Source organism: Actinocrinis sp. (assembly GCF_035653575.1).
Lineage (GTDB): Bacteria > Actinomycetota > Actinomycetes > Streptomycetales > Catenulisporaceae > Actinocrinis.
The window spans coordinates 1-22,139 of record NZ_DASRBQ010000090.1; the positions used below are offsets into that span (position 1 = coordinate 1).

Genomic DNA, 22,139 nt, shown 5'->3' on the forward strand with positions numbered 1-22,139 from the left:
ATGGTGTTGGGACGCCGCCGGTTCAGCGGGTGCCCAAGCCCGTACGGTGTGTGAATTCTGATCATGCCCGTTCCTCCCGTAATTCGGCATCGAACACACCTCCATCGCCGCGCCAGAGTGCCGCGCGGGTTCGATCCCAGATGTCAAGCTAGCTTTACATCTTCGAGACTGTCAAGCGTCCTTTACATCCGAGGCGCTGCGCCGCAGACTTCGCCGCTCGCGCGCGGGGCCGAGGAGCCGAACGCGGTGGCCATCGACTCGCAGACCGTCAAGGCCTCGGGCGACGCTGCGCAGGACACGGTTTGGGTCCGACGGCAACGAGACGACCTGGGACCGTCACTGGTCAACCAGGATCGGTGCGCTTTCGTTTGTCGCATGCCATGTGCCACCCTGGGTTCGTGCATCTAGCTCAGTTGACCCCGCATGCGCTGCGGCTTACCCGGCGCTGGCACGTCGACTTGATGCGCATCGTCTCCGCGGCCTGTCCGGCAGTCGTCTGACTGCTCGATTGCGGGCACTGCCCTCTTCCGTCCATCGACGTTGCCATCAGCCAGTTGAGGAGACCTGCGCATGCGCACGCCAGCCGAAAGTTCAGATCAGAGCAGCTGGGTCAGCCTGCTCGACGGGCGGATGCGTCCGGAGTGGGCCAAGGAGATCGACGACTTCGAGGCGCAGATCAGGCTGCGCCTGCAGGGCAAGCTGGATGAGAAGGTGTTCGCCGAGACGCGCCTGCGTCGCGGCGCGTACGGGCAGCGCTACGACAACGGGCAGCGCTTCGACGGCTACGCCACGCGCGAGCTGGACTTCGCCGACAAGCCGACCAAGGGCCCGGACACCCAGTGGGACGCGCCGGGCATGCAGCGCATCAAGCTGCCGTTCGGCGGGTTGACGCCGGAACAGCTCGAGGTCATCGCCGACTGTTCCGAGGAGTACTCAGACTCGATCCTGCACGTCACCACCCGGCAGGACTTCCAGCTTCACTTCGTGCACATCGAGGACACCCCGGATCTGATGCGCCGGCTCGCCGCGGTCGGGGTCACCACCCGCGAGGCGTGCGGCAACTCGGTGCGCAACGTCACCGCCTGCCCGCTGTCCGGGGTATGCCACACCGAGGCGTTCGACGTCGCCCCATACGCGCGGGCATTGATGGAGTTCCTGCTCGGCCATCCGGACGTGCAGGACTTCGGGCGCAAGTTCAAGCCGGCGTTCTCCGGCTGCGAACACGAGGCGTGCGGGCTGGCGCAGATGCACGACGCCGGCTACGTCGCGCGCGTGCAGGACGGGCGCCGGGGCTTCAAGGTCGTGGTCGGCGGCGGGCTCGGCACCGTGCCGAAGCAGGCGGAGGTGCTCAGCGAGTTCACTCCGGTCGAGGAGTTCCTGGTCCAGATCCAGGCGGTCGCCCGGGTCTTCGCGCGCCTCGGCGAGAAGAAGAACCGTAACCGCGCCCGGATGAAGTTCCTGGTCAACAAGCTGGGCATCGAGGAGTTCCGGAGGCTGGTCGCCGAGGAGCAGCAGAAGATCCCGTACGACCCGCGCCACCTCGGGTTGATCGAGAACCTGCCGGTGACCGCCGGCGAACCGGTACGTGAGCCCACGATGATGAACGGCGCGGTGCGCCCGGAGGGCTTCGAGCGGTGGAACCTGACGAATGTGCGCACGCAACGGCAGCAGGGCTACCGGGTGGTGACCGTTCACCTGCCGATCGGTGACCTCACCAGCGAACAGGCGCGCGGTCTGGCCGACATCGCGCGCACGTACTCCGGCGACCGGATGCGCACTACCGTCGAGCAGAACATCGTGCTGCGCTTCATCGCGGACGCCGACCTGCCGGCGGTCTATGAGGCGCTCGGCGCGATCGGACTCGCGTCGGCCGGGGCGAGCACGATCGCCGACGTCACGGCGTGCCCTGGCACCGACACCTGCAAGCTGGGTATCGCGTCCAGTCGCGGCCTGGCCGGCGTACTGCGCGAGCAGTTGGCGCCACGCGCCGCCGAACAGGACGCGGCGGTCAACGAGATGTCCATCAAGGTCTCCGGCTGCTTCAACAGCTGTGCGCAGCACCACCTGGCCGACATCGGCTTCTACGGCAACTCCCGCGGCATGGACGGGCGCCAGATGCCGCACTTCCAGGTGATCCTCGGCGGACAGCGCACGGGGAACGCCGCCAAGTACGGCATGGCCGTCGGCGCGGTGCCCTCGAAGAACGCGCCCAAGGTGGTCGACGCGCTGACCGACGCCTACCTCGCCGGCCGTGAGGACGGCGAGTCGTTCCAGGATTGGTCGCTGCGGATGGGCAAGCGCGGGCTCAAGGGCATCGTGGAACCGTTCATGGAACTGCCGTCCTATACGGACGCTCCGGACTTCTACATCGACTTCGCCGATGCCCGGCTGTTCGCGATGGCCGACCACGGCGTCGGCGAGTGCGCCGGCGAGGTCGTCTCGTTGTTCGGCATCGAGGTGATGAAGGCCGAATCGGAGGTGTTCGACGCCCAGTTGGCGCTGGAAGAGGACGGCGACCCGGACCGAGCCGAGGAGCACGCTTACCAGGCGATGCTCGCGGCCGCCCGAGCCTTGGTCCGCACGGAGTTCATCGACGTGACGCAGGACCCGCAGGAGATCGTCAGGGAGTGGAAGAGCCGGTTCTTCGACACCGAGAAGTTCTTCGACCGGTTCGCCGGCGGCAAATTCGGCCAGTTCCTGCTCGACCGGCACGCCGACCCGACCCCTTCCGGCAATCTGACGACCGCAGGTCAGCGCGTCGAGGAAGCGCAGTTGTTCATCGAGGCGGCGCACGCCTGCGAGGCCAAGCTGGAAGCGGAGAAGACGGCGATCAAGGTGACGGCGGGCAGCCGATGAAGCCGCAGCGACTGACCGTGGCCGTGACGGCCAACCCGGCTGTGGATCTGGAGCCAGCGGTGGGTGTGTTCCACCGGTTCATCCAGCGGAGCCTGGTTGAGGGTCGCCTGCTCGACGTCGCCGACTACCGGCACGTACCGAACGGACCGGGTGTCATGTTGGTCGGCCAGGACGTCGACTACGGGATCAACCTGCACGCGTTTACCGTGACGATGAAGCGGCGCGGCGACGACGCCGCCACTCAGTTCCGGGACGCTGTGCGGATGGCGCTTGGCACGATCGACGCGATCGAGGCCGATGGTGCGCTGGCGTGCCGGTTCGACCCGACACGGCTGCGCGTGTCCGTCGCCGATCGCAAGCTGGGGACGCACACGCAGGTGCAGTCCGCGTTGCTGGCTGAGATCGCACCGGCGGTCGAAGAGTTGTTCGGCCCCGCCACGGTCGCCCCTGTCGCTGTCGCCGATCCCCGGCAGGTACCGCAGATCTCGGTGCAGGCGGAGTCTGCCGACGGGGTGTTGGCCAAGCTGGGCGGCTCACAGGCGCCGATGCAGAGCCCATGGGACATCACCGTGCGGGAGTTGCAGCGGCTGCGCGAGTCCGGCTCCGACCTCACGCTGCTCGACGTCCGCGAGGAGTCCGAATACGCGACGGTGAACATCGGCGGGAAGCTCATCCCACTCGGCCAGCTCGACGACCGGCTCGGTGAGCTCGACCCGTCGGGTCACGTGATTGTTCACTGCCGCGCCGGGTTCCGCGGCGCCCAAGCAGTAGCGAAGCTCCGCGCGGCCGGGTTCGAGAACGCGTGGAACGTGAACGGCGGCTTGATGGCTTGGATTGATCACGTGGATCCGACGCTGCCGCGCTACTGACCTGGGCCACGCTCGCGAAGCAGCTGACCGTAAGCGGTACGCGGGACGGCAATGCATTCGCGTGTGACAAGGCGGCGCTGGCATGCTGGTCAGGTGGAGCCCGTGGAGATCCAGATCGGCTTCGACCCGCGCCTGCACTTGTTTCTCAGTGCCGCCCACAGGACGGCTGGGGCGAGGGTGCGCTGCGACGGCGTCTCGTCGCTCGGCCACGTCGTCGAGTCCCTCGGCGTGCCGCTGACCGAGGTCGGTGCCCTGCGGGCGGGCGGCAGGCCGGTCGCTGTCGCGCATGTTCCACGAGCGGGGGAGCGGATCGAGGTCGACGCTGTCCGCCTGCCGCAGCGGCCGCCCCACGCAGGCGTGCCGCCGCGCTTCCTGCTCGACATCCACCTCGGTACGCTCGCCCGCCGGATGCGGCTGCTCGGCCTGGACGCCGCGTACGAGAACCCGGATATCGGCGACGGCGCGCTGGCGGCCAAGTCCGCGGCGGAACAGCGGATCATGCTGTCGCGCGATCGCGGCCTGCTGCGCCGCCGCGAACTATTCGCCGGCGCCTTCGTCTACAGCCACCGTCCGGGTGAGCAACTCGACGAGGTGCTCGACCGATTTGTCCCGCCGCTCGCGCCGTGGACACGGTGCACCGCCTGCAACGGCGAACTGCGTCAGGTCGGGAAGGAGAGCGTGCGCGGACGGCTGCCTTCAGGTACTCAGCGCACGTATGAGACGTTCGCCGAATGCTCCGCGTGCGGTCACACGTATTGGCGCGGCGCGCACGCGCAGCGTCTTGAGGCGATCGTGCAGCATGCGATGCGGCACGTGAAGAACGCGGAGTCTGCTGCGAACGCCGCAGCCTAGCTAGCAAGCTGTATTCCGACTGTCGAGGGCTGCGGGTGTACCTGGCGACTGTCGTGGACCTGTGCGGCAGGGAACTGATCGGGTGCGTGTCGCTCCAGTCGTCTGACTGCCTGCTGCTACCGTATATCAACCGTGAGACGGTCCTGAGACCGTCGGGACCCGCCAATCGCGATATGCCGATTGTCTTGTTATGTACGAGTTGATTCGCTCTGGCTTGTTTACGGACGAGTAACAATCGTGCCGAATTCACTCTTCCGGGTGACGTCAATGGCTGGTCGAACCGCGGTGTCCGAGCCTACTCTCACCTGACTCCGCGGCGACGGCGCTGGTCGGCGTGCGCGGGAAGGTACAACTGCGGAAGGTGTCCCGCGTGGGAGTCGAAGTCCGGGTCGACGGCCTGACCAAGTCGTTCGGCAGCCAGGTGATCTGGGAGGACGTGTCGTTGACGCTGCCCGCGAGCGAGATCTCGGTGCTGCTAGGCCCGTCGGGCACCGGTAAGTCGGTGTTCCTCAAGACCCTCGTCGGGTTGCTGCGGCCGGACCGTGGCTCGGTCTGGATCGAGGGGCGCGACGTGACCACCTTGCGCGGACACGAACTGTACGAAGTGCGCAAGCTGTTCGGGGTGCTTTTCCAGGACGGCGCACTGTTCGGCTCGATGAACTTGTACGACAACATCGCGTTCCCGCTGCGCGAGCACACCAGGCGCAGCGAGGACGAGATCCGCCGGACGGTGCTGGAGAAGATGGAGATGGTCGGCCTGCTCGGCGCGGAGGAGAAGCTGCCAGGCCAGATCTCCGGCGGCATGCGCAAGCGGGCCGGACTGGCCCGCGCGCTGGTGCTCGATCCGCAGATCATCCTGTTCGACGAGCCGGACTCCGGGCTCGACCCGGTCCGCGTCGCATATCTCAATCAGCTGATCGTCGATCTCAACGCGCAGATCGACGCGACCTTCCTGATCGTCACGCATGACATCGCCTCCGCGCGCGTCGTGCCGGACAACATCGGCCTGTTGTTTCGTCGAAAGCTGGTGATGTTCGGCCCGCGCGAGGAGTTGTTCGCCAGCGCGGAGCCGGTGGTGCGCCAGTTCCTCGGCGGCCGCATGCAGGGGCCGATCGGCATGGCGGAGGAGAAGGACGCCGCTCTGGTCGAGCAGGAGCTGGCGGAACTTGGGGAGGGGCGGCACGCGCCTCCGGAGACGTCCGGGCAGGCGTCGGTGGGAGCCTCGCGGCTGCTGCCGGGACTCGGCGTGCCGCGCTCGCCACGCTGGCAGGCGATCGCCGAGCGAGCGGGGGCCGGTCCGTGGAACCCGGCAGCGCCCGCACCGTCAGCGCCGGCAGCGGCAGCGGAGCCCGAACCCGAGTCCAAGCCCGAGTCGGAGCCCGAGTCCGAAGACACGTCTTGGTTCTTTGGGCGGGACCAATGACGTTCTCGCCGGTCAGCCCGCTGCGCGAGTCGGGCAAGCTGTTCGCGCTCGCTCTCGACGTGGTGCGCGTCCTGCCGCGCCGTCCGGTGCAGTGGCGCGAGTTCATCCAGCAGGCCTGGTTCATCGCCAGCGTCACCATCCTGCCGACGGCCCTGGTCTCGATCCCCTTCGGCGCCGTGGTCGCGCTCCAGTTCGGCAACCTGGCCGACCAGCTCGGCGCGCAGTCGTTCACCGGCGGCGCCTCCGTGCTCGCAGTGCTGCGCGAGGCCTCGCCACTGGTCACCGCACTGCTGATCGCCGGGGCCGGCGGCTCCGCGATCTGCGCCGACCTGGGCGCGCGCAAGATCCGCGAGGAGATCGACGCGATGGAGGTGCTCGGCATCGACCCGGTGCACCGGCTGGTGGTGCCGCGGGTGCTGGCCGCGATGCTCGTCTCGGTCCTGCTCAACGGCCTGGTCTCGGTGGTCGGCGTGGCGGGCGGCTACTTCTTCAACGTGGTCGTGCAGCACGGCACGCCGGGCGCGTATCTGGCCTCGTTCACCGCGCTGGCCCAGCTGCCCGACCTGTATGCCGCCGAGATCAAGGCCCTGATCTTCGGCGCGATCGCCGCGATCGTGGCCTCATACAAGGGCCTGAACGCGAGCGGTGGGCCGAAGGGAGTCGGCGAGGCGGTCAACCACTGCGTGGTGATCACCTTCCTGCTGCTGTTCTTCACCAACTTCGTGATGACCGCGGTCTACTTCCAGATCGTCCCGCCGAAGGGGTCGTGATGTCGCTCACCGACCGCCTCTCGCGCAGCCGCACGCTCCGCGGCCCCGTCGACGGGCTCGACGAACTCGGCCGACAGCTGCATTTCTACGCCAGGTCACTGAGCTGGGCCGGGCGCACGCTGCGCCGCTACCGGGGCGAGGTGCTGCGGCTGCTCGCCGAGGTCAGCCTCGGCACCGGCGCGCTGGCCGTTGTCGGCGGCACCGTGGGCGTGATCGCGGTGCTGACCTTCTTCACCGGCACCGAGGTCGGCCTACAGGGCTACGCGGCGCTCAACCAGCTGGGCACCTCCAACTTCGCCGCCTTCCTCGCCGCCTACTTCAACACCCGCGAGGTCGCCCCGCTCGTCTCCGCGCTCGCTCTCTCGGCGACGGTCGGCTGCGGTTTCACCGCCCAGCTCGGCGCGATGCGGATCAACGAGGAGGTGGACGCGCTCGAGGTCATGGGCGTGCCCTCGCTGCCGTTCCTCGTCACCACCCGGATGATCGCCGGCTTCGTCGCGGTCGTGCCGCTGTACGTGATCGGCCTGCTCTCCTCCTACCTCGCCGCGCGCTTTATCACAACCTCCTACTACGGACAGTCCACCGGCACATACGACCACTACTTCCACCAGTACCTGCCGCCCGACGACGTGCTCTGGTCCTTCGGCAAGGCGATCATCTTCGCCGTCGTGGTCATCCTCGTGCACTGCTACTACGGCTACCACGCCAAGGGCGGCCCGGCCGGAGTGGGCATCGCGGTCGGACGCGCGGTGCGCACCGCGATCGTCGCCGTGAACGTCATCGACTTCTTCCTCAGCCTGGCGATCTGGGGATCGACCACCACCGTCCGGATCACGGGGTGACGCGGATGTCCAACGCCGATCCCGGGTCCGAGCGGCCGATCATGCTGCGCCTGTACGGCGTGGTCTTCCTGGTCGTTCTCGGTCTGCTCGCCGCGCTCACCGTAGCGATCTACGAGCACGCATTCACCTCGGTCGTGCACGTGACGCTGCACGCGGACTCCGTCGGCGATCAGCTCCAGCCCTCCGCCGACGTCAAGCTGCGCGGAGTGATCGTCGGTCAGGTGCGCGGGATCAGCTCGAACGGCACGGTGGCCACGGTCGATCTCGCCCTTGACCCGGCGGACGTCGGCTTCATCCCGGCCAACGTCAACGCCCGGCTGCTCCCGACGACGCTGTTCGGCGACACATACGTGGATCTGGTGACCCCGCCGGGGCCGCCCGGGCGCGCGATCCAGGCCGGCGACGTCATTCCCCAGGACCACTCCAAGGCCGGCATCGAGATCCAGCGGGTGCTCGGCGACCTGCTGCCGCTGCTGCGCACCGTCCAGCCGGGCAAACTCAACGCGACCCTCGCCGCCTTCGCGGACGCATTGGAGGGCCGCGGCGACCAGATCGGCGCGAACCTGGTCCGCGTCGACCAATACGTCTCAAAACTCAATCCGCTGCTGCCCACCGTCCAGGCGGACCTGCGCGAGCTGGCCGATACCGCTCAGCTGTACAACGCCGCCGCGCCCGACCTGCTCGCGGTGCTCAAAAACGTCACCGCCACCAGCCAGACGATCGTGGCCAAACGGGACCAGCTCGTCTCGTTCCTCACCGGGGTGCAGTCCTTCTCCTCCACCGCGCAGAACGTCCTGAACGAGGACGGACAGCGCATCATCACCCTGGCTCAGGTCTCCGCGCCGACGATCGCCCTGCTCGACCGCTACTCGCCCGAATACCCCTGCCTGCTCAACGGCCTCGCTCAGCAGGAGCCACGCCTGCAGCAGGTGTTCGCCGGCGGGGCACTGCACATCACCCTGGAGGTCGTGGTGCCGAGGGCGCCGTACCACCCCGGCGAAGAACCCCGATACGCGGACCGGTCCGGACCCAACTGCCGCGGACTGCCCGACCCGGCCGTCCCGGCCCCGCCGGTCAAACTGGACGACGGCACCTCGGGATCCTCCGGATCGAGCGCCCCGCTGGTCAGCGGTCTGGCCGGCACCCTGGCCGAGCAGCACGTCGTGGACTCGATCCTGGCCCCGGTCATGGGCGTTCCGGCCGACCAGGTGCCCGCGGTGGCCACCCTGCTGTTCGGACCGCTGGCCCGCGGGACGGCGGTGAGCGTGTCGTGAGCTCCTCACCTTCTCGCGCCGTCGTCGGCCCGCTGGTCAAGTTCGGCATCTTCGCGCTGGTGACCACGCTGGCCACGCTCATGCTCGCGGCGACCATCGGCAACCTCTCGCTCGCTGCGACCAACACCTACCGCGCGGTCTTCAGCGACGTCACGGGCGTGGTGGTCGGCGACGACGTGCGGATCGCCGGGGTGCGCGTGGGCTCGGTTACCGGAATCGCGATCAAGGACCGCACCGAGGCGGAGCTCACCTTCACCGTCGGACGCGACCAGACCCTGTTCACCAGCACCCACGCCGAAATCCGCTGGCGCGACCTGGTCGGCGAGCGGTACCTGGCGCTGACCGACGGCGCCGGCGACGAGACCCCGCTGCCGCCGGGCGGCGAGATCCCGCTGGCGCGCACTCAGCCGGCGCTTGACCTGACCGTACTGTTCCAGGGCTTTAAGCCGTTGTTCGCCGCGCTGAGCCCCGCCGACGTCAACAAGCTCGCGATGGAGATCATCCAGACCCTCCAAGGCGAGGGCGGCACCATCGACGGCCTACTCGCCGAGACCGCCTCGCTCACCTCCGCCCTGGCCGACCGCGACCAGCTGATCGGATCAGTCATCGACAACCTCAACGGGGTGCTGACCGCGCTCGACCAGCACGACGACCGGTTCGGCGACCTGCTGAACCAGCTCCAGCGCCTGGTCTCCGGGCTGTCCGCCGACCGCCAGGCGATCGGCTCGTCCCTAGACAACATCAACGCCTTGGCCGCCGCGACCTCGGGCCTGCTCGAGCAGGGGCGTCCCGCCCTGTCGTCCGACATCTCCCAGCTGTCCACGCTCGCCGGGACGCTGCAGAGCAACGGCAAGACCGTCGACAACGTCCTGAAGGAGCTGCCCGGCAAGCTCGACACGGTCACCTCAGTCGCCGACTACGGGTCCTGGTTCAACTTCTACCTCTGCGACTTCGACGGCAGGATCGTGCTACCGGTCACCGGGCAGACCACCACCCCGGACTTCCACGCCGCCCAGGCGAGGTGCGGCGGATGATCCCGTTCCGCGACCGCAACCCGGTCGTCCTCGGCGCGATCGGCCTGGCGCTGTCCGCCGCGATCCTGTTCGCGGCCTTCAACGCCGACAAGCTGCCGTTCATCGGCGGCGGCACGGCCTACGCGGCGGCCTTCAGCGAGGCCGGCGGCCTCAAGCCGGGCGACGAGGTACGCATCGCCGGCGTCTCCGTGGGCCAGGTCACCGGGGTCGGCCTCGAAGGCGACCACGTCCGGGTCGACTTCAAGATCAAGGGCGGCCCGCAGTTCGGCGTGGACACCGGCGCGTCGATCCGGATCAAGACCGTGCTGGGCCAGAAGTACCTCGCGCTCGAACCGCGGGGGCCCGGTCAGCTCGCGGCGGGAACCGAGATCCCGCTCAAGCGCACCGTCTCCGCGTACGACGTGGTCGAGGCTTTCAGTGACCTGACCACGAACGTCCAGCAGATCGACACCACCCAGCTCGCCAACGCGCTCAGCACGCTCTCCTCCGACTTCCAGGACACCCCGGCCGACGTCAAGGCCTCGCTGCAAGGGCTCTCCCGGCTGTCGCAGACCATTTCGTCGCGCGACGACGCCCTGCGCGAACTGCTGATCCACGCCGACAGCGTCAGCAAGGTGCTCTCCGACCGCTCGGACCAGCTGACCACGCTGATCGACGACGGCAACCTGCTGCTCCAGCAGATCGAGGCGCGCCGCGAGGTGATCCACGAGCTGCTGGTGAACACCTCCTCGCTCGCCGTCCAGCTCTCCGGCCTGGTCGCCGACGACCGCGCGAAGCTCGGGCCCGCGCTGGACCGGCTGCACGCGGTGCTCGCCATCCTCCAGCGCAATCAGGACAACCTCGACCAGACCGTCAAGCTGCTCGCCCCGTTCGTGCGGGTCTTCGCGAACAACCTCGGCAACGGCCGCTGGTTCGACACCTACGTCCAGAACCTGGTGCTCACGATCCCGCCCTCGGTGCGGACCTCTCCCGGAGGGTTGCTGTGACCAAGCGCCGCATCCGCATCGCCGCCGCAGCGCTGGCGTTGTGCCTCGCCGGCGGGATGGCGTACGCGCTGTGGCCCTCGCCGGCCATGGTGCACGTCACCGCGTACTTCACCCGGACCGTCGGCATCTATCCGGGCTCTGATGTCAGGATTCTGGGTGTGCGGGTCGGCGAGGTCACCGCCGTCACCCCGCAAGGCGACCGCGTCCGCGTCGACCTCGAATACGGCGCGGGCTACAAGGTACCGGCCGGCGCGCAGGCCGCGATCATCAGCTCATCAGTGGTCAGCGACCGCTACGTGCAACTGCTGCCGGTCTACCGCGGCGGACCGGTACTGGCCACCGGCACGGTCATCCCGCTCAGCCGTACCGCCGTCCCGGTCGAGCTCGACACCACCCTCGATAGTCTCAATACCCTGTCGATTGCCCTCGGGCCGCAGGGTGCGAACTCGAACGGGGCGCTCTCCCGGCTGCTCGGGGTGACCGCCGATAACCTCAACGGCCAGGGCGAGACGCTGCACCAGACGGTGCAGGACCTTTCGCAGGCCGCCGGCACGCTGTCGGACAACCGGCAGGACCTGTTCGGCACCGTGGACAACCTCCAGGTCTTCACCGCCAAGCTCGCCGCCGACGACCAGCAGGTACGCGACTTCGAGACGAACCTCGCCGACGTGTCCGCGCAGCTGTCCGCGGAACGCCAGGATCTGGCCGCGGCGCTGAAGAATCTCGCCGCCGCCCTCGGCGACGTCGCGACCTTCGTGCACGACAACAAGGCCGAGCTCACCTCGGATGTCAGCGGCCTGAGCGACGTGACGGGCGTCCTGGTCAAGGAACGCGCCGCGCTGGCCGAGTTCCTGAGCGTGGCCCCGGACGCGCTCAGCAACCTCAACAACGCCTACAACCCGACCGCGGGCACGCTCGACACCCGCATGAACGCCCAGCAGGCGCAGGATCCGGCGCTCTTCCTCTGCTCGCTGCTCGACTCGGTGGGCCAGAACGTCGACTGCTCCGGGCTGCAGAAACTGTTCGCCGCGCTGCCGCCGCTGCCGACCGCGAACCCAGTCACCGGCGCCCTGACCGGCACGCTGGACAAGACGCTCGGCGGAATCCTGGGAGGAAAGCAGTGAGCCGCCGCCGTATGCCCTCCGCCGCGCCGATCGTGACCGCGATGACCGCGGCCGCTGCGCTGCTGCTCGGCGGCTGCCAGCTCGACGGGGTGTCGAGCCTGCCGTTGCCCGGAGCCCCGGCCCAGGGCAGCGACGTCTACCACGTCACGGCGCAGTTCGCCGACGTGCTCGACCTGGTGCCGCAGTCCACGGTGAAAGTCAACGACGTGACAGTCGGCGCCGTGGAAAGCATCGACCTGGACGGCTGGCACGCCTCGGTACACCTGCGCATCGAGGACTCGGTGCACCTGCCGGGCAACGCGGTCGCGGAGCTCAAGCAGACCAGCCTGCTGGGCGAGAAGTACGTCGCGCTCTCCGCGCCGACCGACGCGCCCGCCAGCGGCAGCCTGCACGACGGGTCGGTGATTCCGCTGTCCCGCACAGGGCGAAACCCGCAGGTCGAGGAGGTTCTCTCGGCCCTCTCCGCGCTGCTCAACGGCGGCGGCGTGGCGCAGCTGCACACCATCAGCGTGGAGCTGAACAAGGCGCTGAGCGGTCGGGAGCAGAACCTGCGCGATTTCCTGTCGCAGCTGAACACCTTCGTCGGCGGTCTGAACAAACAGCGCGACGACATCATCCGCGCGCTCGACGGCATCGACAACCTCTCCAAGACGCTGAACGACCAGCACGCGGTCATCGCGGCGGCCGTGGACGAGACCCCTGCGGCGCTCAAGACGCTCGCCGACGACCGCGCCATGCTCACCCGGATGCTCACCTCACTGTCCGACCTCGGCGCGGTAGGCGCCCGCGTCATCAACGCCTCGCAGGCGAACATGGTCGCCGACCTGCGCAACCTCGTCCCGGTGCTCAGCGAGCTGAACCAGGCGGGCAACGACCTGCCCAACGCGCTGGACCTGCTGCTGACCTACCCGCTGCCGCAGGGCCTTACCAGCGCGGTCAAGGGCGACTACGTCAACCTCGAGGCCACGGCGGACCTGGACCTCAACGACCTCTACCACAACCTGCTCGGCGGCGGCGCTCCGCCAAAGGGCGGACCCACCCCAGGCCCGACGCAGACCCCTGTGCCGGTGCTCCCGCTGCCCTCCCTTCCGCTCCCATTGCCAAGCCTGCCCCTGCCGACCTGCCTGGTGCTGTGCGGAGGGAATCACAACCCTGGCACGCCCGGCCCGAGCCCCAGCCCGAGCGGAATCCTGTGCCCGATCGTGTGCCTCGGTGCCCAGAAGTCCGCGGCCCAGATCGATCCGCAGCTGGCCGCGCTGATGACTGAGGGGATGACCGCATGATCAGCCGCGTCGTCCGGATCCAACTGCTCGTCTTCGGCGCGATCACCGTGCTCGGAGTCGGCTATGCCGGGGCCGAGTACGTCGGCCTCGGCGACCAGATCATCGACCCCGGATACACGGTGCGCGCGGACTTCGCCGCGACCGGCGGCATCTTCACCAACGCCGAGGTCACCTACCGCGGCGTGCCGGTCGGCCGGGTCGGCGCGGTCCACCTCGACTCCACCGGCGTGCTCGTGGACCTCGACCTGCAGCACGGCACGCAGATCCCGGCCGACACGCTCGCCGTCGTCGCCGACCGATCCGCGGTCGGCGAGCAGTACGTCGATCTGCAACCCAGATCGGACAGCGGGCCGTACTTGCGACCCGGCAGCACCATCGCCCGCGCCGACACCCGCATCCCGCTGCCGAACACGGATCTGATGGTCAATCTCGACCGGCTGGTCAACTCGGTGAACCGACAGGACCTTGAGATCACGATCGACGAGCTCGGCGCCGCGTTCAACGGGACCGGCCCGGACCTGCAGCGGCTGATCGACTCCGGCAACTCCCTGATCGAGACAGCCGATCAGAACCTGCCGCAGACCACCGCGTTGATCGACCAGTCCGGCAAGGTGCTGAAAACCCAAGTCGACGAGGGTTCCGCGATTCTCGGCTTCTCCCGCGACCTGGCGGCGCTGACCGGGCAGGTGCGAGCCAGCGACCCGGATCTGCGCAAGGTGCTCGACTCCGGCCCGCCGGCCGCCAGCGAGCTGCAGAACCTGTTGCAGACCACGCAGCCGACCCTCGGCGTGCTGCTCGGCAACTTGGTCACCGTCGGCCAGATCGTGCAGGCGCGGCTGCCCGGCGTCGAGCAGATCCTCGTGACCTACCCGGTCGTGGTCGCCCAAGGGTTCACCACCGTCCCCGGCGACGGCACTGCCCACTTCGGCCTGGTCCTCAACGTGAACAACCCGCCGCCGTGCACGTACGACACCACGCAGCGGGTGCCCCAAGACACGAGCTACCGGCGGGCCAATACCAGCGTGCACTGCGACGCCCCGCGCGGCAGCGCTACAGACGTGCGCGGAGCGCAGAACGTCCCGGCTCCGGGCGGCGCGGCCGCAGCGGAAAACAACGGGACGTATGCGCTCGCGTCCTCCGTGACCGGAACCGACCCGGCGACCGGTGAGGCGCTCGGCCCGGACGGCAAGCCGGTCGAGATCGCCGCGGACGGCGGCGAGACGACTCTTCTGGGGGGTGACTCGTGGCAGTGGATGCTTCTCGGCCCGATGGCGTGATGACGAGCGAGAACGAGGGTGCGGACGTGAGCGAGCAGCTGAATGCGGACCGGTCCCTGACCGCGGGTGAGCGGATGCGCGCCATAACGCGCCCGGTCAGCCGTGCGCTGACGAGATTCAGGGCCCTGCCCTGGATCCTGGCCGCGGTCCTGATCGCCGGGTCGACCGGCGTGGCAGTGCTCGGATACCGGCTGCACCAGGAGAACCTGCAACAGCAGCGCGACCAAGGGATCCTCGCCGCCGCGCGTCAGGAGGCGCTCAACTTCATCTCGCTCGACTACCGGCGCTTCGACCAGGACAGCAAAAACGTGCTCGCGGGCGCGACCGGAGATTTCAAGCAGCAGTTCAGCGACGAGTCCGCGACCCTGCAGAGCGTGGTCACCGCGAACAAGGCGGTCTCCTCCGGACAGGTGCTGCAGGCCGGTGTGGTCACCTCGGGCGCGACCTCCGCCCGGGTCCTGGTCGTGGCGGACAGCACGGTGGTGAACACGGCCGCGCCGAGCGGCCAGGTGCGCAACTACCGCCTCCAGATGGACCTGGTCGAGCAGGACGGCCGGTGGCTTACCTCCAGCATCGAATTCGTCGGCTGACGCGGCCGGAAGGAAAGACTGACCATGCAAGAGCCTGAGCCTCGAGACCAGCCTCAGCCCCGCACCCGCAACCGGCTCACCGGCGACGTCCAGACCCCGCGCCGACCCCGCCCGGTCGCCGGTCAGCGTGCCGCGGCCAAGCGGGCGCGACAGCCCGAGCGCGGCGACGAGCAGGCCGCATCTGGCCTCGCCGCGAACAGCACCGCCACGACGGCCACCGCGGTCGCAACGCTGGCCGAGCCGCCCGAAAACGTCGAAGCCGAACCTCGGGCCGAATCCAGAGTCGCAGCCAATCGAGCGCGGACGTCAGCGTCAGGGTCAGAGGCCGAACACGAATCCGGACTCGAATCCGAAGCGGACGCTGCCGTCACCGGGCCGAAGCCACGGAAGACCGCGCGTCCGCGACGCTTGCGGATCTCTGGTCCGCGCCGAGCCGTCGTCACAGCCGTCCTCGCGGTCGGTGTGGTGGCCGTCCTCGCGGTAGCCACGATCCTCGGCATCCAGTACCGCGACGCGCAGCGCACCGATCAAGCGCGCGCAGCAGCAGTGGCCGCCGCCGAGAAAGCCGCTCCGGTGATCTTCTCCTACGACTACCGCCACCTCGACCAGGACTTCGCCAAAGCCGAAGCACTCCTGACCGGCACCTTCCGCGATCAGTACGCGAAGACCACGCAGACGGTGGTCAAGCCCACCGCGCTCCAGTACCAGGGTGTCGTCAAGGCGGTCGTCGCCAAGCCCTCCGACGGCGGCGCCCCGGCCGTCTCGGTGGTCTCCGCCTCGCCGGACCAGGTCGTCATCCTCGCATTCATCGACCAATCGACCACGAGCACCAGGGTCACCGGCACCAAGGTCGATCAGAACCGGGTTCTGCTCACCCTCACCGACACCCCACAGGGCTGGCTCGTCAGCGCGGTCAACGCCCTCTAACGGGTGACAAAGGCGGCGGCACGTAAACCGCGATTCAGCACGCCGATGGCGATGTCGACCAGCAACCATGAGAGGACCGCTCGATCATCACCAGTTAGGTCGGCGGATGGGTTGACGCGTTCCGACTCCTCGTCGATCCAAGGCGAAGGATCGCCAACAGGGCATCTCCGCCGCACTGCGTGACGGCCTCGATGGTGGCCCAGCGACCTGCGAGCCTCGGGATATCCTGCGCGGATGGAGCTGTTGCGCACCGACCGAATCATCCTCAGGTCGTGGGCGGAGGGCGACCTGGCTGCCTTTTTCGCGATCTACTCGCGGGACGAGGTCGCGCGCTGGCTTGGACCGCGGCCGCGGCGCGCCGTCACGGATCTCGACGACGCTCGGCGGCGGCTTAATGCCTGGCGCGATTTCCACGGCAGACTCGAGGCGCCGTACGGACTGTGGGCAATCGCGCTGATCACCGGTCCAACCGAGCCGGTCGGACCAGTCGGGACAGCGCTGCTGCTGCCGCTCAGCGATGCCGACGGACCGACCGGTGAAATCGAAGTCGGCTGGCACCTACACCCGGATCACCAGGGCCACGGCCTGGCCACCGAGTCGGCTCGGCGCTGCTCGGCCAGCTGCCGGCCGGCGCGCCGGATCGGGTGCTGGCACTGACCGACCCGGACAACTCGCCGTCCCAGGCCGTCGCGTCCCGCCTGGGGATGGTCGACCAGGGACTCACGGATCGCTGGTTCGGTGAGACGCTGCGCCAGTACTGCTGTACACGTTCAGCGGCGCGCTAGCGCACCGTGAACGGAGTTTCGAGCCTTCGACGAGATTCGAACTGTCTGGTTCGTCTTCCAGAGCGTCGCTGACGCGCCCCGACGCCAGGCAGGAACGCCCGATGCCGGCCAGGGCAGTGGCCTGTCCGTTCCGATCACCCGTCGCCCGGGAAACCGCGAACTCCTGTTTGTGGTATTCGATCGCTGCGTTGAAGTTACCCCACCAGAAATAAGCGTCACCGAGGCCGCCGAGTAACGCCGCCTGGCCTTTGGTTTCGCCCTTCTCTCGACGGTCTTCCAGCATACGCCGTAGGTTCATCCGGTCGCCTCTGGTGACCTCGCCGGAGTCGAGGTTGACGAGAGTAGCGAGAGCTATCGCGTTGCGGTATGCGCTGCCGGGAAGCTGACCTAGGGCGTTCAGCTCCTCAAGGTGGTCGGTCGCCTCCGCGATGAGCCGTTCCATGCGCTCGGCTCCGTCGAGATCACTGCGGGCGCGCTGCTCGCCCTGCTCGTCACCGAAGCGTTGGCATATATCAATTTCCTGAGTAAGAATGGCTGCCGCTTCCGGTCCGTACCCGAGCGCTAGAAAACACAGACTGACCGGCCGCGCCATCGCCTTGGTGTACTTGTCGAACAATCGCCGCTTGGCTAAGTCATCTTCGACGTTCAGGCCGAGCAGACCCGCGAAGTACATGGTCGACAGCAGGTTCATTCGCTCCATCTGAACCCAGTCAATGGCATCGGTTTTGCTGCTGAAATGCGGCATTCCGCTCTCTTCGTCGGGCAGATCATAGAGCCTTTCGAAGGCTCGATAGGAGTGGTTCGTATACATGATCTGCAGGCGCCACAGAGCGGTGATCTGGACTTCGACCGAATCCTCGGCGAGGTGCCGCTCGCGGGCGAAGCGCAGCATGAGGTCATGGAATTTGACGTATCCGGTCTGGCTCCCGCTCTCGATCAAGTGCGCGAAGCGCAGGCTGCGCAGCGACCGCCTGATCGCGTCGCGATCCTGCTCGGTCAAGGCCACCGCCGCGTCCACGGAGATCTCGGGCCCCGGATGCGCGGCGAGGAGCCGAAATACGCGGGCGTCAGCGGGACTCAGCCGGCGGTATGACAGGTTGAACGCCACACTCACCGAAAGGCTGTCATCCAGTTCGAGTGCGACCAGACGGCCGCGCTCCCTGATGAGGGTCTCCGCGAACTGCGCCGGTGAGCAATCGCGGTCTCCTGCAAGCAAGGCGGCGGCGATCCGCAACGCCAGTGGCAGATAACCGCACTCCTGGGCTATCTCCTCGAATTCAGGCTTCGAGCCCTCGGCCCGGCGATCCGCGGGATCGGCGGCCCGTAAAACATTACGCAGCAGCGTGACTGCGCTCTCCGGTTCCATGACATCGAGATCGATGATTCGCGCACCGGGCACGCCGGTAAGTGTGTGACGGCTCGTCACCAGGACGCGATGCTCGCGATGCCCTGGCAGCAACGGCAGTACGTCGGAAACCGCCGCAGCGTTGTCGATGATCAGCAAGACCCGCCGTTGCTCAGCGGCCAGCGACGCGAGCACGGACCGGAACAGCCGGCTGCCGTCATCCTCGTGTTGTGGGATACCGGATCCGTGAACGCCCAGAGCACGCAGCAGCCCGGAAATCGCCTCGCCTGGCGCTACTCGCCGCTCCGGATCGTAACCGTGCAGATCCACGAACAGGACACCACCGGGAAACCATCCCGCCGAGACGGCATGATGAGCCGCCCGCAGCGCCAGAGCCGTCTTTCCGACTCCAGCCAAGCCGCTGATCGCCACCACGGCGCTGCCGGCGTTTGCGGGACCGAGCATGTCGATCAGCGCGCCGATTTCATCCGGTCGGCCGGTGAAGTCCGGAATATCAGGCGGCAAGCCCGCGAGTGCGAGCGGATGGGGCGCGGGCAACGAGACGTGTATGTCGCGACCCATGATGATTGGCCCGGTATGTGTGCCGCCCTCGATCACATTCCGGGTGCCTCGGTCATCCACCCGGCCGGTCCGATCTTCCCCGACGCGCTCAGCCACCGGCCCAGTCTTGCGTATCAGGTCTCTACCGCCAAGCCGCCCGGACGGGCAAGCCTGCGGATCAAGACCGGTTCGTGGATCCGGCCAGGGCGAGAATGCCCTTGGAGCGGAAGATGTCAGCGCCCTGGGTGCGCAGCAGGCCGCCGGTGCAGCTTCCAGGTGCGCCGACCGTCGTCGTCGTCGAGCATGGCGATGACCGTCTCCACCGGCGGGCAGCCCGGCTCGCTGCAGGCCGGACTGCTGGACCAGGACACTGATGTCGTCGTCCAGGTCCAGCAGCCGGCGGGTTGCCGCCTTGATCCGGGCGGTGTCAGCCAGCGGCAAGTTCTTCGGTGCCCACGCGCCTGGCGGTCTTTCGTGCTAGCAGTCGCGCAGTTCGGGCGACTGGTTGAGCAGTTGCGAGCGCTGGGAGGTGAAGTCCCGGTAGGTCTCGCTCTGCTGCGCGGCCGGGCGGAAGACCGCGACGCGGTGGCAGTTCTGGAAGGCCAGGCGCACGCCGAAGTGCTCTTCGAGGCTGCCGCGGATGGCGTCGCTGGCCAGGGCGCGCAGCAACTGGCCGCGTTCGGCCTCGGACGGCGGAGGGGTGAGGTTGTCGGCGAACGGACGCTCGTCGCCGCAGGCTTCGAGGTCCTTGGTCAGGGAGGCGATCAGGTCGTAGGCGTAGGGCAGGGAGGTGCGCACGGTGTCGAGGAACGCGGCCGGGTCGACCGGCCCGGCCTGCGCCTGGGCGAGCAGTTCGGGGGAGACGTCGAGCGACATGAAGGATCCTGCCTTTCCGAAGGGTGAATCAGGGGGGGCGAAAGTGATGGGCCGGCTTATGCGGGGATCAGGCGCTCAGGCTGGCGGGCTGGCGCGATCAGCGCGTGCGGCCCGTGCGCGAATTCGGGGTCGATCTGCGTGCTCAGGTCGGTGCCGGCGGCCTTGCTGGCCCAGGCGTGGGCGTTGCGCAGATGGAAGTCGATCGCCTGCTGCTGGAAGAGCGTCCAGTCCTTCGTGTGAGCATCGATCGCGCCGCGCAGCACGTCGAGGGCGCGGCGGTTGGCCGGCTCGAGCGCGTCCAGCGGTGCGAAGCGCCCCTGCTCGGCGGCGCGCACATACGGCGAGGTCGTCAGGTAGGTCAGCAGATCGTCACCGACGTGCTCGCGCAGGAACGCCTCGTCCTCGCCGCCAGTGACCTTATTGCCGACCACGGCGATCTGCACGCCGTAGCCGTCGGCGTACTCGCGGTACTGCCGGTAGACCGACACGCCGCGCAGAGTGGGCTCGGCGACCAGGAAGGTGACATCGAAGCGCGTGAACAGCCCGGAGGCGAAGCTGTCCGCCCCCGCGGTCATGTCGACGACCACGTATTCGCCCTCGGCGTCGACCAGGTGGTTGAGGTACAGCTCGACCGCGCCGGTCTTGGAGTGGTAGCAGGCCACTCCCAGGTCTTCTTCGGTGAACGGGCCGGTGGCCAGCAGCCGTACTCCGTGCGCGTCCACGCTCCACTCCCGGTGGAACGGGTCGTCGCCGCCCAGGTGCAGCAGGCGTGATCCGCGCCCGGCCGGGGTGGTCTTGGCCATCTGCGCGACTGAGGTGATGCGCGGGTTGTCCCCGCGCAAATACTCCTTGATCTCGCCCAGGCGTCCGCCGAGCGCCGGGACCGCTGCCGCGGCCTGCTCGTCCAGTCCGAGCGCGACGCCCAGGTGCTGGTTGATGTCGGCGTCCACGGCCACCACTGGCGCCCCCTGCACGGCCAGGTGCCGGGCGAAGAGCGCCGACAGGGTGGTCTTGCCGCTGCCGCCCTTGCCGACAAATGCGACGCGCACCGGACTCCTTGTTGAAGATGAATGTCATTGTCAATATGTGGGTAGAGCATTTCCGGATTCTGACGGGCTGTCAAGTCGTGTCGGTGTGTTGTCACTCGCGCGCAGTGGCGCGCCCGTCGGTCGGGGTCTCACAGCGCGGGCATACGCCGGTGAGCTCGACGACGTGTTCGACCTGGGTGAAGCCGAGTTCGCGTGCGGTGGTGCAGGCCCAGCGCTCGAGGGCGGGGGAGGCGACCGGGATGTTGAAGCCGCAGTGGCGGCAGCGCAGGTAGTGCTGGTGCTCGGCCGTCGGGCGGGCGCGGAAGTGCTGGCGGCCGCTCTCGTCGCGCACGCTGTCGGCCAGTCCCGCGTCGGCCAGGGCGTAGAGGGTGCGGTAGACCGTGGTCAGCCCGATGTGCTGGCCTTGCGCGCGCAGTCGCTGGTGCAGGGCCTGGGCACTGGTGAATTCGGGGTGCTCGGCCAGTGCGGCCAGCACGGCGCGGCGCTGACGGGTGTTGCGCTGCCCCGGCTTCTCCCGACTCGATCCCGGCGGCGCGGGAGCATCGGAGCATTGCGCCGTTTGGTTCTTGGTGTCGGTCATGCCTGCCTCCGGTGTCCGCGCCGTCGCCTACACCTGCGCGGTCGCCCGGCAGCCCGTGGGCAGCGCGGCGTCCGGCGCCGGAGTCGAGCTGCGTGCTGTCACCGTGGCGCCGCACCCACCGGGCCAGGAGCGCCGCGGCGTAGACGGTGGTGGCCACGGCGGTGATCGCGAAGCTGGGCGGGATCCTGGGCGCGTAGTACGTCAGCGCGAGTCCGGCCCACGTCTCGGCCACCGCGAGCGCGGTCGCCAGGGCCATGCCCCGGTACGGGCGGTCGGTCAGACCAGGGCGATTCCGGCGGGGGCGGCCAGCAGTCCGAGCAGCAGCAGCGCGCCGACCGCCTGTGTGGCCTCTGTGGTGGTGACCCCGACCAGGTCGAGGAACGCGAAACTCAGTGTCCTTACCGGCACTCCGCGTGCCGCGGCCACGGCGGGGTCGAGGGAGGCGAACAGCAGCGGACGGGCCATCAGCATGCTCGCCGCGAGCGCGCCCGAGCCGATCCGCAGCGCCAGTTGGGCCTGGCCGGTGGACAGTCCGAAGATCGAGCCGAACAGGACGTTGACGGTCACGTTCCCGTCGCCGTTGCCGGACTGGTCGGTGGTGAACCAGGTCAGGAAGAACACCCCCAGTCCCAGGATCCACGCGAACACGCTGCCGATCACCACATCGTCCACGCGGCCAGGCTCGCCGAGCGCGCCGAGCCGCATCTTGATCAGAGTGGACTTGCCGACGCCGTTCGGGCCGAGCACCGAGACGAACTCGCCCGCCGACATGCTCAGATCTACCCCGCTCCACAACGTCCGCCCGCCGACGGCGACCGCCGCGCCGCGCCGCGCAA

21 protein-coding genes are annotated in these 22,139 nt (G+C 68.5%); 15 read left to right on the forward strand and 6 right to left on the reverse strand.

The window, feature by feature from the left end:
• Positions 1-570 precede the first annotated feature (570 nt).
• The 15 genes from VFA06_RS12915 to VFA06_RS12985 all read left to right on the forward strand — a co-directional run bounded on the left by VFA06_RS12915 (position 571) and on the right by VFA06_RS12985 (position 16,764).
• Complete coding sequence (locus tag VFA06_RS12915) at positions 571-2,856, forward strand: nitrite/sulfite reductase (RefSeq protein ID WP_324840762.1); 2,286 nt, start codon at positions 571-573, stop codon at positions 2,854-2,856.
• Positions 2,853-3,725, forward strand: a complete 873-nt coding sequence (locus VFA06_RS12920) for a rhodanese-like domain-containing protein (RefSeq protein ID WP_324840763.1) — start codon at positions 2,853-2,855, stop codon at positions 3,723-3,725. Before VFA06_RS12915 ends, VFA06_RS12920 begins: the two co-directional genes overlap by 4 nt.
• Positions 3,726-3,818: 93 nt before the next feature.
• Positions 3,819-4,577 (forward strand): Mut7-C RNAse domain-containing protein, encoded by a 759-nt coding sequence (locus tag VFA06_RS12925; RefSeq protein WP_324840764.1) that lies wholly within the window; start codon positions 3,819-3,821, stop codon positions 4,575-4,577.
• 370 nt (positions 4,578-4,947) lie between these two features.
• Positions 4,948-6,000 (forward strand): ABC transporter ATP-binding protein, encoded by a 1,053-nt coding sequence (locus VFA06_RS12930; protein ID WP_324840765.1) that lies wholly within the window; start codon positions 4,948-4,950, stop codon positions 5,998-6,000.
• Positions 5,997-6,770: an ABC transporter permease gene (locus VFA06_RS12935; RefSeq protein ID WP_324840766.1), complete on the forward strand. Its 774-nt coding sequence runs from the start codon at positions 5,997-5,999 to the stop codon at positions 6,768-6,770. Before VFA06_RS12930 ends, VFA06_RS12935 begins: the two co-directional genes overlap by 4 nt.
• Positions 6,770-7,612 carry an ABC transporter permease gene (locus VFA06_RS12940; protein ID WP_324840767.1) on the forward strand — a complete coding sequence of 281 codons (843 nt, stop codon included), beginning with the start codon at positions 6,770-6,772 and terminating at the stop codon, positions 7,610-7,612. Before VFA06_RS12935 ends, VFA06_RS12940 begins: the two co-directional genes overlap by 1 nt.
• Positions 7,613-7,617: 5 nt before the next feature.
• On the forward strand, positions 7,618-8,886 hold the full coding sequence (locus VFA06_RS12945) for an MCE family protein (RefSeq protein ID WP_324840768.1): 1,269 nt from the start codon (positions 7,618-7,620) through the stop codon (positions 8,884-8,886).
• An 80-nt stretch (positions 8,887-8,966) separates the two neighbouring features.
• Entirely contained in the window at positions 8,967-9,920 is a 954-nt protein-coding gene (locus tag VFA06_RS12950) for an MCE family protein (RefSeq protein WP_414639886.1), read from the forward strand.
• Entirely contained in the window at positions 9,917-10,906 is a 990-nt protein-coding gene (locus tag VFA06_RS12955) for an MlaD family protein (RefSeq protein ID WP_324840770.1), read from the forward strand. The genes VFA06_RS12950 and VFA06_RS12955 overlap by 4 nt, the downstream gene beginning before the upstream one ends.
• The gene (locus VFA06_RS12960) at positions 10,903-12,030 is read left to right on the forward strand and encodes an MCE family protein (RefSeq protein WP_324840771.1); all 1,128 of its coding nucleotides are present in this window, start codon (positions 10,903-10,905) and stop codon (positions 12,028-12,030) included. Before VFA06_RS12955 ends, VFA06_RS12960 begins: the two co-directional genes overlap by 4 nt.
• Positions 12,027-13,313, forward strand: coding sequence for an MCE family protein (locus VFA06_RS12965; protein WP_324840772.1), 1,287 nt, complete (start codon positions 12,027-12,029; stop codon positions 13,311-13,313). Before VFA06_RS12960 ends, VFA06_RS12965 begins: the two co-directional genes overlap by 4 nt.
• Positions 13,310-14,590, forward strand: a complete 1,281-nt coding sequence (locus VFA06_RS12970) for an MlaD family protein (RefSeq protein WP_324840773.1) — start codon at positions 13,310-13,312, stop codon at positions 14,588-14,590. The genes VFA06_RS12965 and VFA06_RS12970 overlap by 4 nt, the downstream gene beginning before the upstream one ends.
• Positions 14,590-15,180: a hypothetical protein gene (locus VFA06_RS12975; RefSeq protein ID WP_324840774.1), complete on the forward strand. Its 591-nt coding sequence runs from the start codon at positions 14,590-14,592 to the stop codon at positions 15,178-15,180. The genes VFA06_RS12970 and VFA06_RS12975 overlap by 1 nt, the downstream gene beginning before the upstream one ends.
• Positions 15,181-15,204: 24 nt before the next feature.
• Entirely contained in the window at positions 15,205-16,107 is a 903-nt protein-coding gene (locus VFA06_RS12980; protein WP_324840775.1) for a hypothetical protein, read from the forward strand.
• Positions 16,108-16,341: 234 nt separating this feature from the next.
• Positions 16,342-16,764 carry a GNAT family N-acetyltransferase gene (locus VFA06_RS12985; protein ID WP_324840776.1) on the forward strand — a complete coding sequence of 141 codons (423 nt, stop codon included), beginning with the start codon at positions 16,342-16,344 and terminating at the stop codon, positions 16,762-16,764.
• A gap of 63 nt (positions 16,765-16,827) precedes the next feature.
• On the opposite strand, the gene VFA06_RS12990 is transcribed toward VFA06_RS12985, so the two are convergent.
• The 6 genes from VFA06_RS12990 to VFA06_RS13015 form a co-directional block, all read right to left on the reverse strand.
• Positions 16,828-18,915 carry a tetratricopeptide repeat protein gene (locus tag VFA06_RS12990; RefSeq protein ID WP_324840777.1) on the reverse strand — a complete coding sequence of 696 codons (2,088 nt, stop codon included), beginning with the start codon at positions 18,913-18,915 and terminating at the stop codon, positions 16,828-16,830.
• A gap of 116 nt (positions 18,916-19,031) precedes the next feature.
• A complete protein-coding gene (locus tag VFA06_RS12995) occupies positions 19,032-19,169 on the reverse strand; it encodes a hypothetical protein (protein WP_324840778.1) in 138 nt (45 codons plus the stop codon).
• A gap of 106 nt (positions 19,170-19,275) precedes the next feature.
• Positions 19,276-19,674 (reverse strand): SCO5389 family protein, encoded by a 399-nt coding sequence (locus VFA06_RS13000; protein ID WP_324840779.1) that lies wholly within the window; start codon positions 19,672-19,674, stop codon positions 19,276-19,278.
• A 56-nt stretch (positions 19,675-19,730) separates the two neighbouring features.
• Positions 19,731-20,723, reverse strand: coding sequence for an ATP-binding protein (locus VFA06_RS13005; protein ID WP_324840780.1), 993 nt, complete (start codon positions 20,721-20,723; stop codon positions 19,731-19,733).
• A gap of 91 nt (positions 20,724-20,814) precedes the next feature.
• Positions 20,815-21,303, reverse strand: coding sequence for a transcriptional repressor (locus tag VFA06_RS13010; RefSeq protein ID WP_324840781.1), 489 nt, complete (start codon positions 21,301-21,303; stop codon positions 20,815-20,817).
• 276 nt (positions 21,304-21,579) lie between these two features.
• Positions 21,580-22,074 (reverse strand): ABC transporter ATP-binding protein, encoded by a 495-nt coding sequence (locus tag VFA06_RS13015; RefSeq protein ID WP_324840782.1) that lies wholly within the window; start codon positions 22,072-22,074, stop codon positions 21,580-21,582.
• Positions 22,075-22,139 lie beyond the last annotated feature (65 nt).

What these genes read in the sequence shown, in the direction of transcription:
- VFA06_RS12955 (WP_324840770.1), top strand. Translation starts at nt 9,917, where the DNA reads ATGATCCCGTTCCGCGACCGCAACCCGGTCGTCCTCGGCGCGATCGGC.
- VFA06_RS12980 (WP_324840775.1), top strand. Translation starts at nt 15,205, where the DNA reads ATGCAAGAGCCTGAGCCTCGAGACCAGCCTCAGCCCCGCACCCGCAAC.
- VFA06_RS13010 (WP_324840781.1), bottom strand. Translation starts at nt 21,303, where the DNA reads ATGACCGACACCAAGAACCAAACGGCGCAATGCTCCGATGCTCCCGCG.
- VFA06_RS12935 (WP_324840766.1), top strand. Translation starts at nt 5,997, where the DNA reads ATGACGTTCTCGCCGGTCAGCCCGCTGCGCGAGTCGGGCAAGCTGTTC.
- VFA06_RS13000 (WP_324840779.1), bottom strand. Translation starts at nt 19,674, where the DNA reads ATGTCGCTCGACGTCTCCCCCGAACTGCTCGCCCAGGCGCAGGCCGGG.
- VFA06_RS12915 (WP_324840762.1), top strand. Translation starts at nt 571, where the DNA reads ATGCGCACGCCAGCCGAAAGTTCAGATCAGAGCAGCTGGGTCAGCCTG.
- VFA06_RS12975 (WP_324840774.1), top strand. Translation starts at nt 14,590, where the DNA reads ATGACGAGCGAGAACGAGGGTGCGGACGTGAGCGAGCAGCTGAATGCG.
- VFA06_RS12985 (WP_324840776.1), top strand. Translation starts at nt 16,342, where the DNA reads ATGGAGCTGTTGCGCACCGACCGAATCATCCTCAGGTCGTGGGCGGAG.
- VFA06_RS13015 (WP_324840782.1), bottom strand. Translation starts at nt 22,074, where the DNA reads ATGTCGGCGGGCGAGTTCGTCTCGGTGCTCGGCCCGAACGGCGTCGGC.
- VFA06_RS12970 (WP_324840773.1), top strand. Translation starts at nt 13,310, where the DNA reads ATGATCAGCCGCGTCGTCCGGATCCAACTGCTCGTCTTCGGCGCGATC.
- VFA06_RS12920 (WP_324840763.1), top strand. Translation starts at nt 2,853, where the DNA reads ATGAAGCCGCAGCGACTGACCGTGGCCGTGACGGCCAACCCGGCTGTG.
- VFA06_RS12950 (WP_414639886.1), top strand. Translation starts at nt 8,967, where the DNA reads ATGCTCGCGGCGACCATCGGCAACCTCTCGCTCGCTGCGACCAACACC.
- VFA06_RS12940 (WP_324840767.1), top strand. Translation starts at nt 6,770, where the DNA reads ATGTCGCTCACCGACCGCCTCTCGCGCAGCCGCACGCTCCGCGGCCCC.
- VFA06_RS12945 (WP_324840768.1), top strand. Translation starts at nt 7,618, where the DNA reads ATGTCCAACGCCGATCCCGGGTCCGAGCGGCCGATCATGCTGCGCCTG.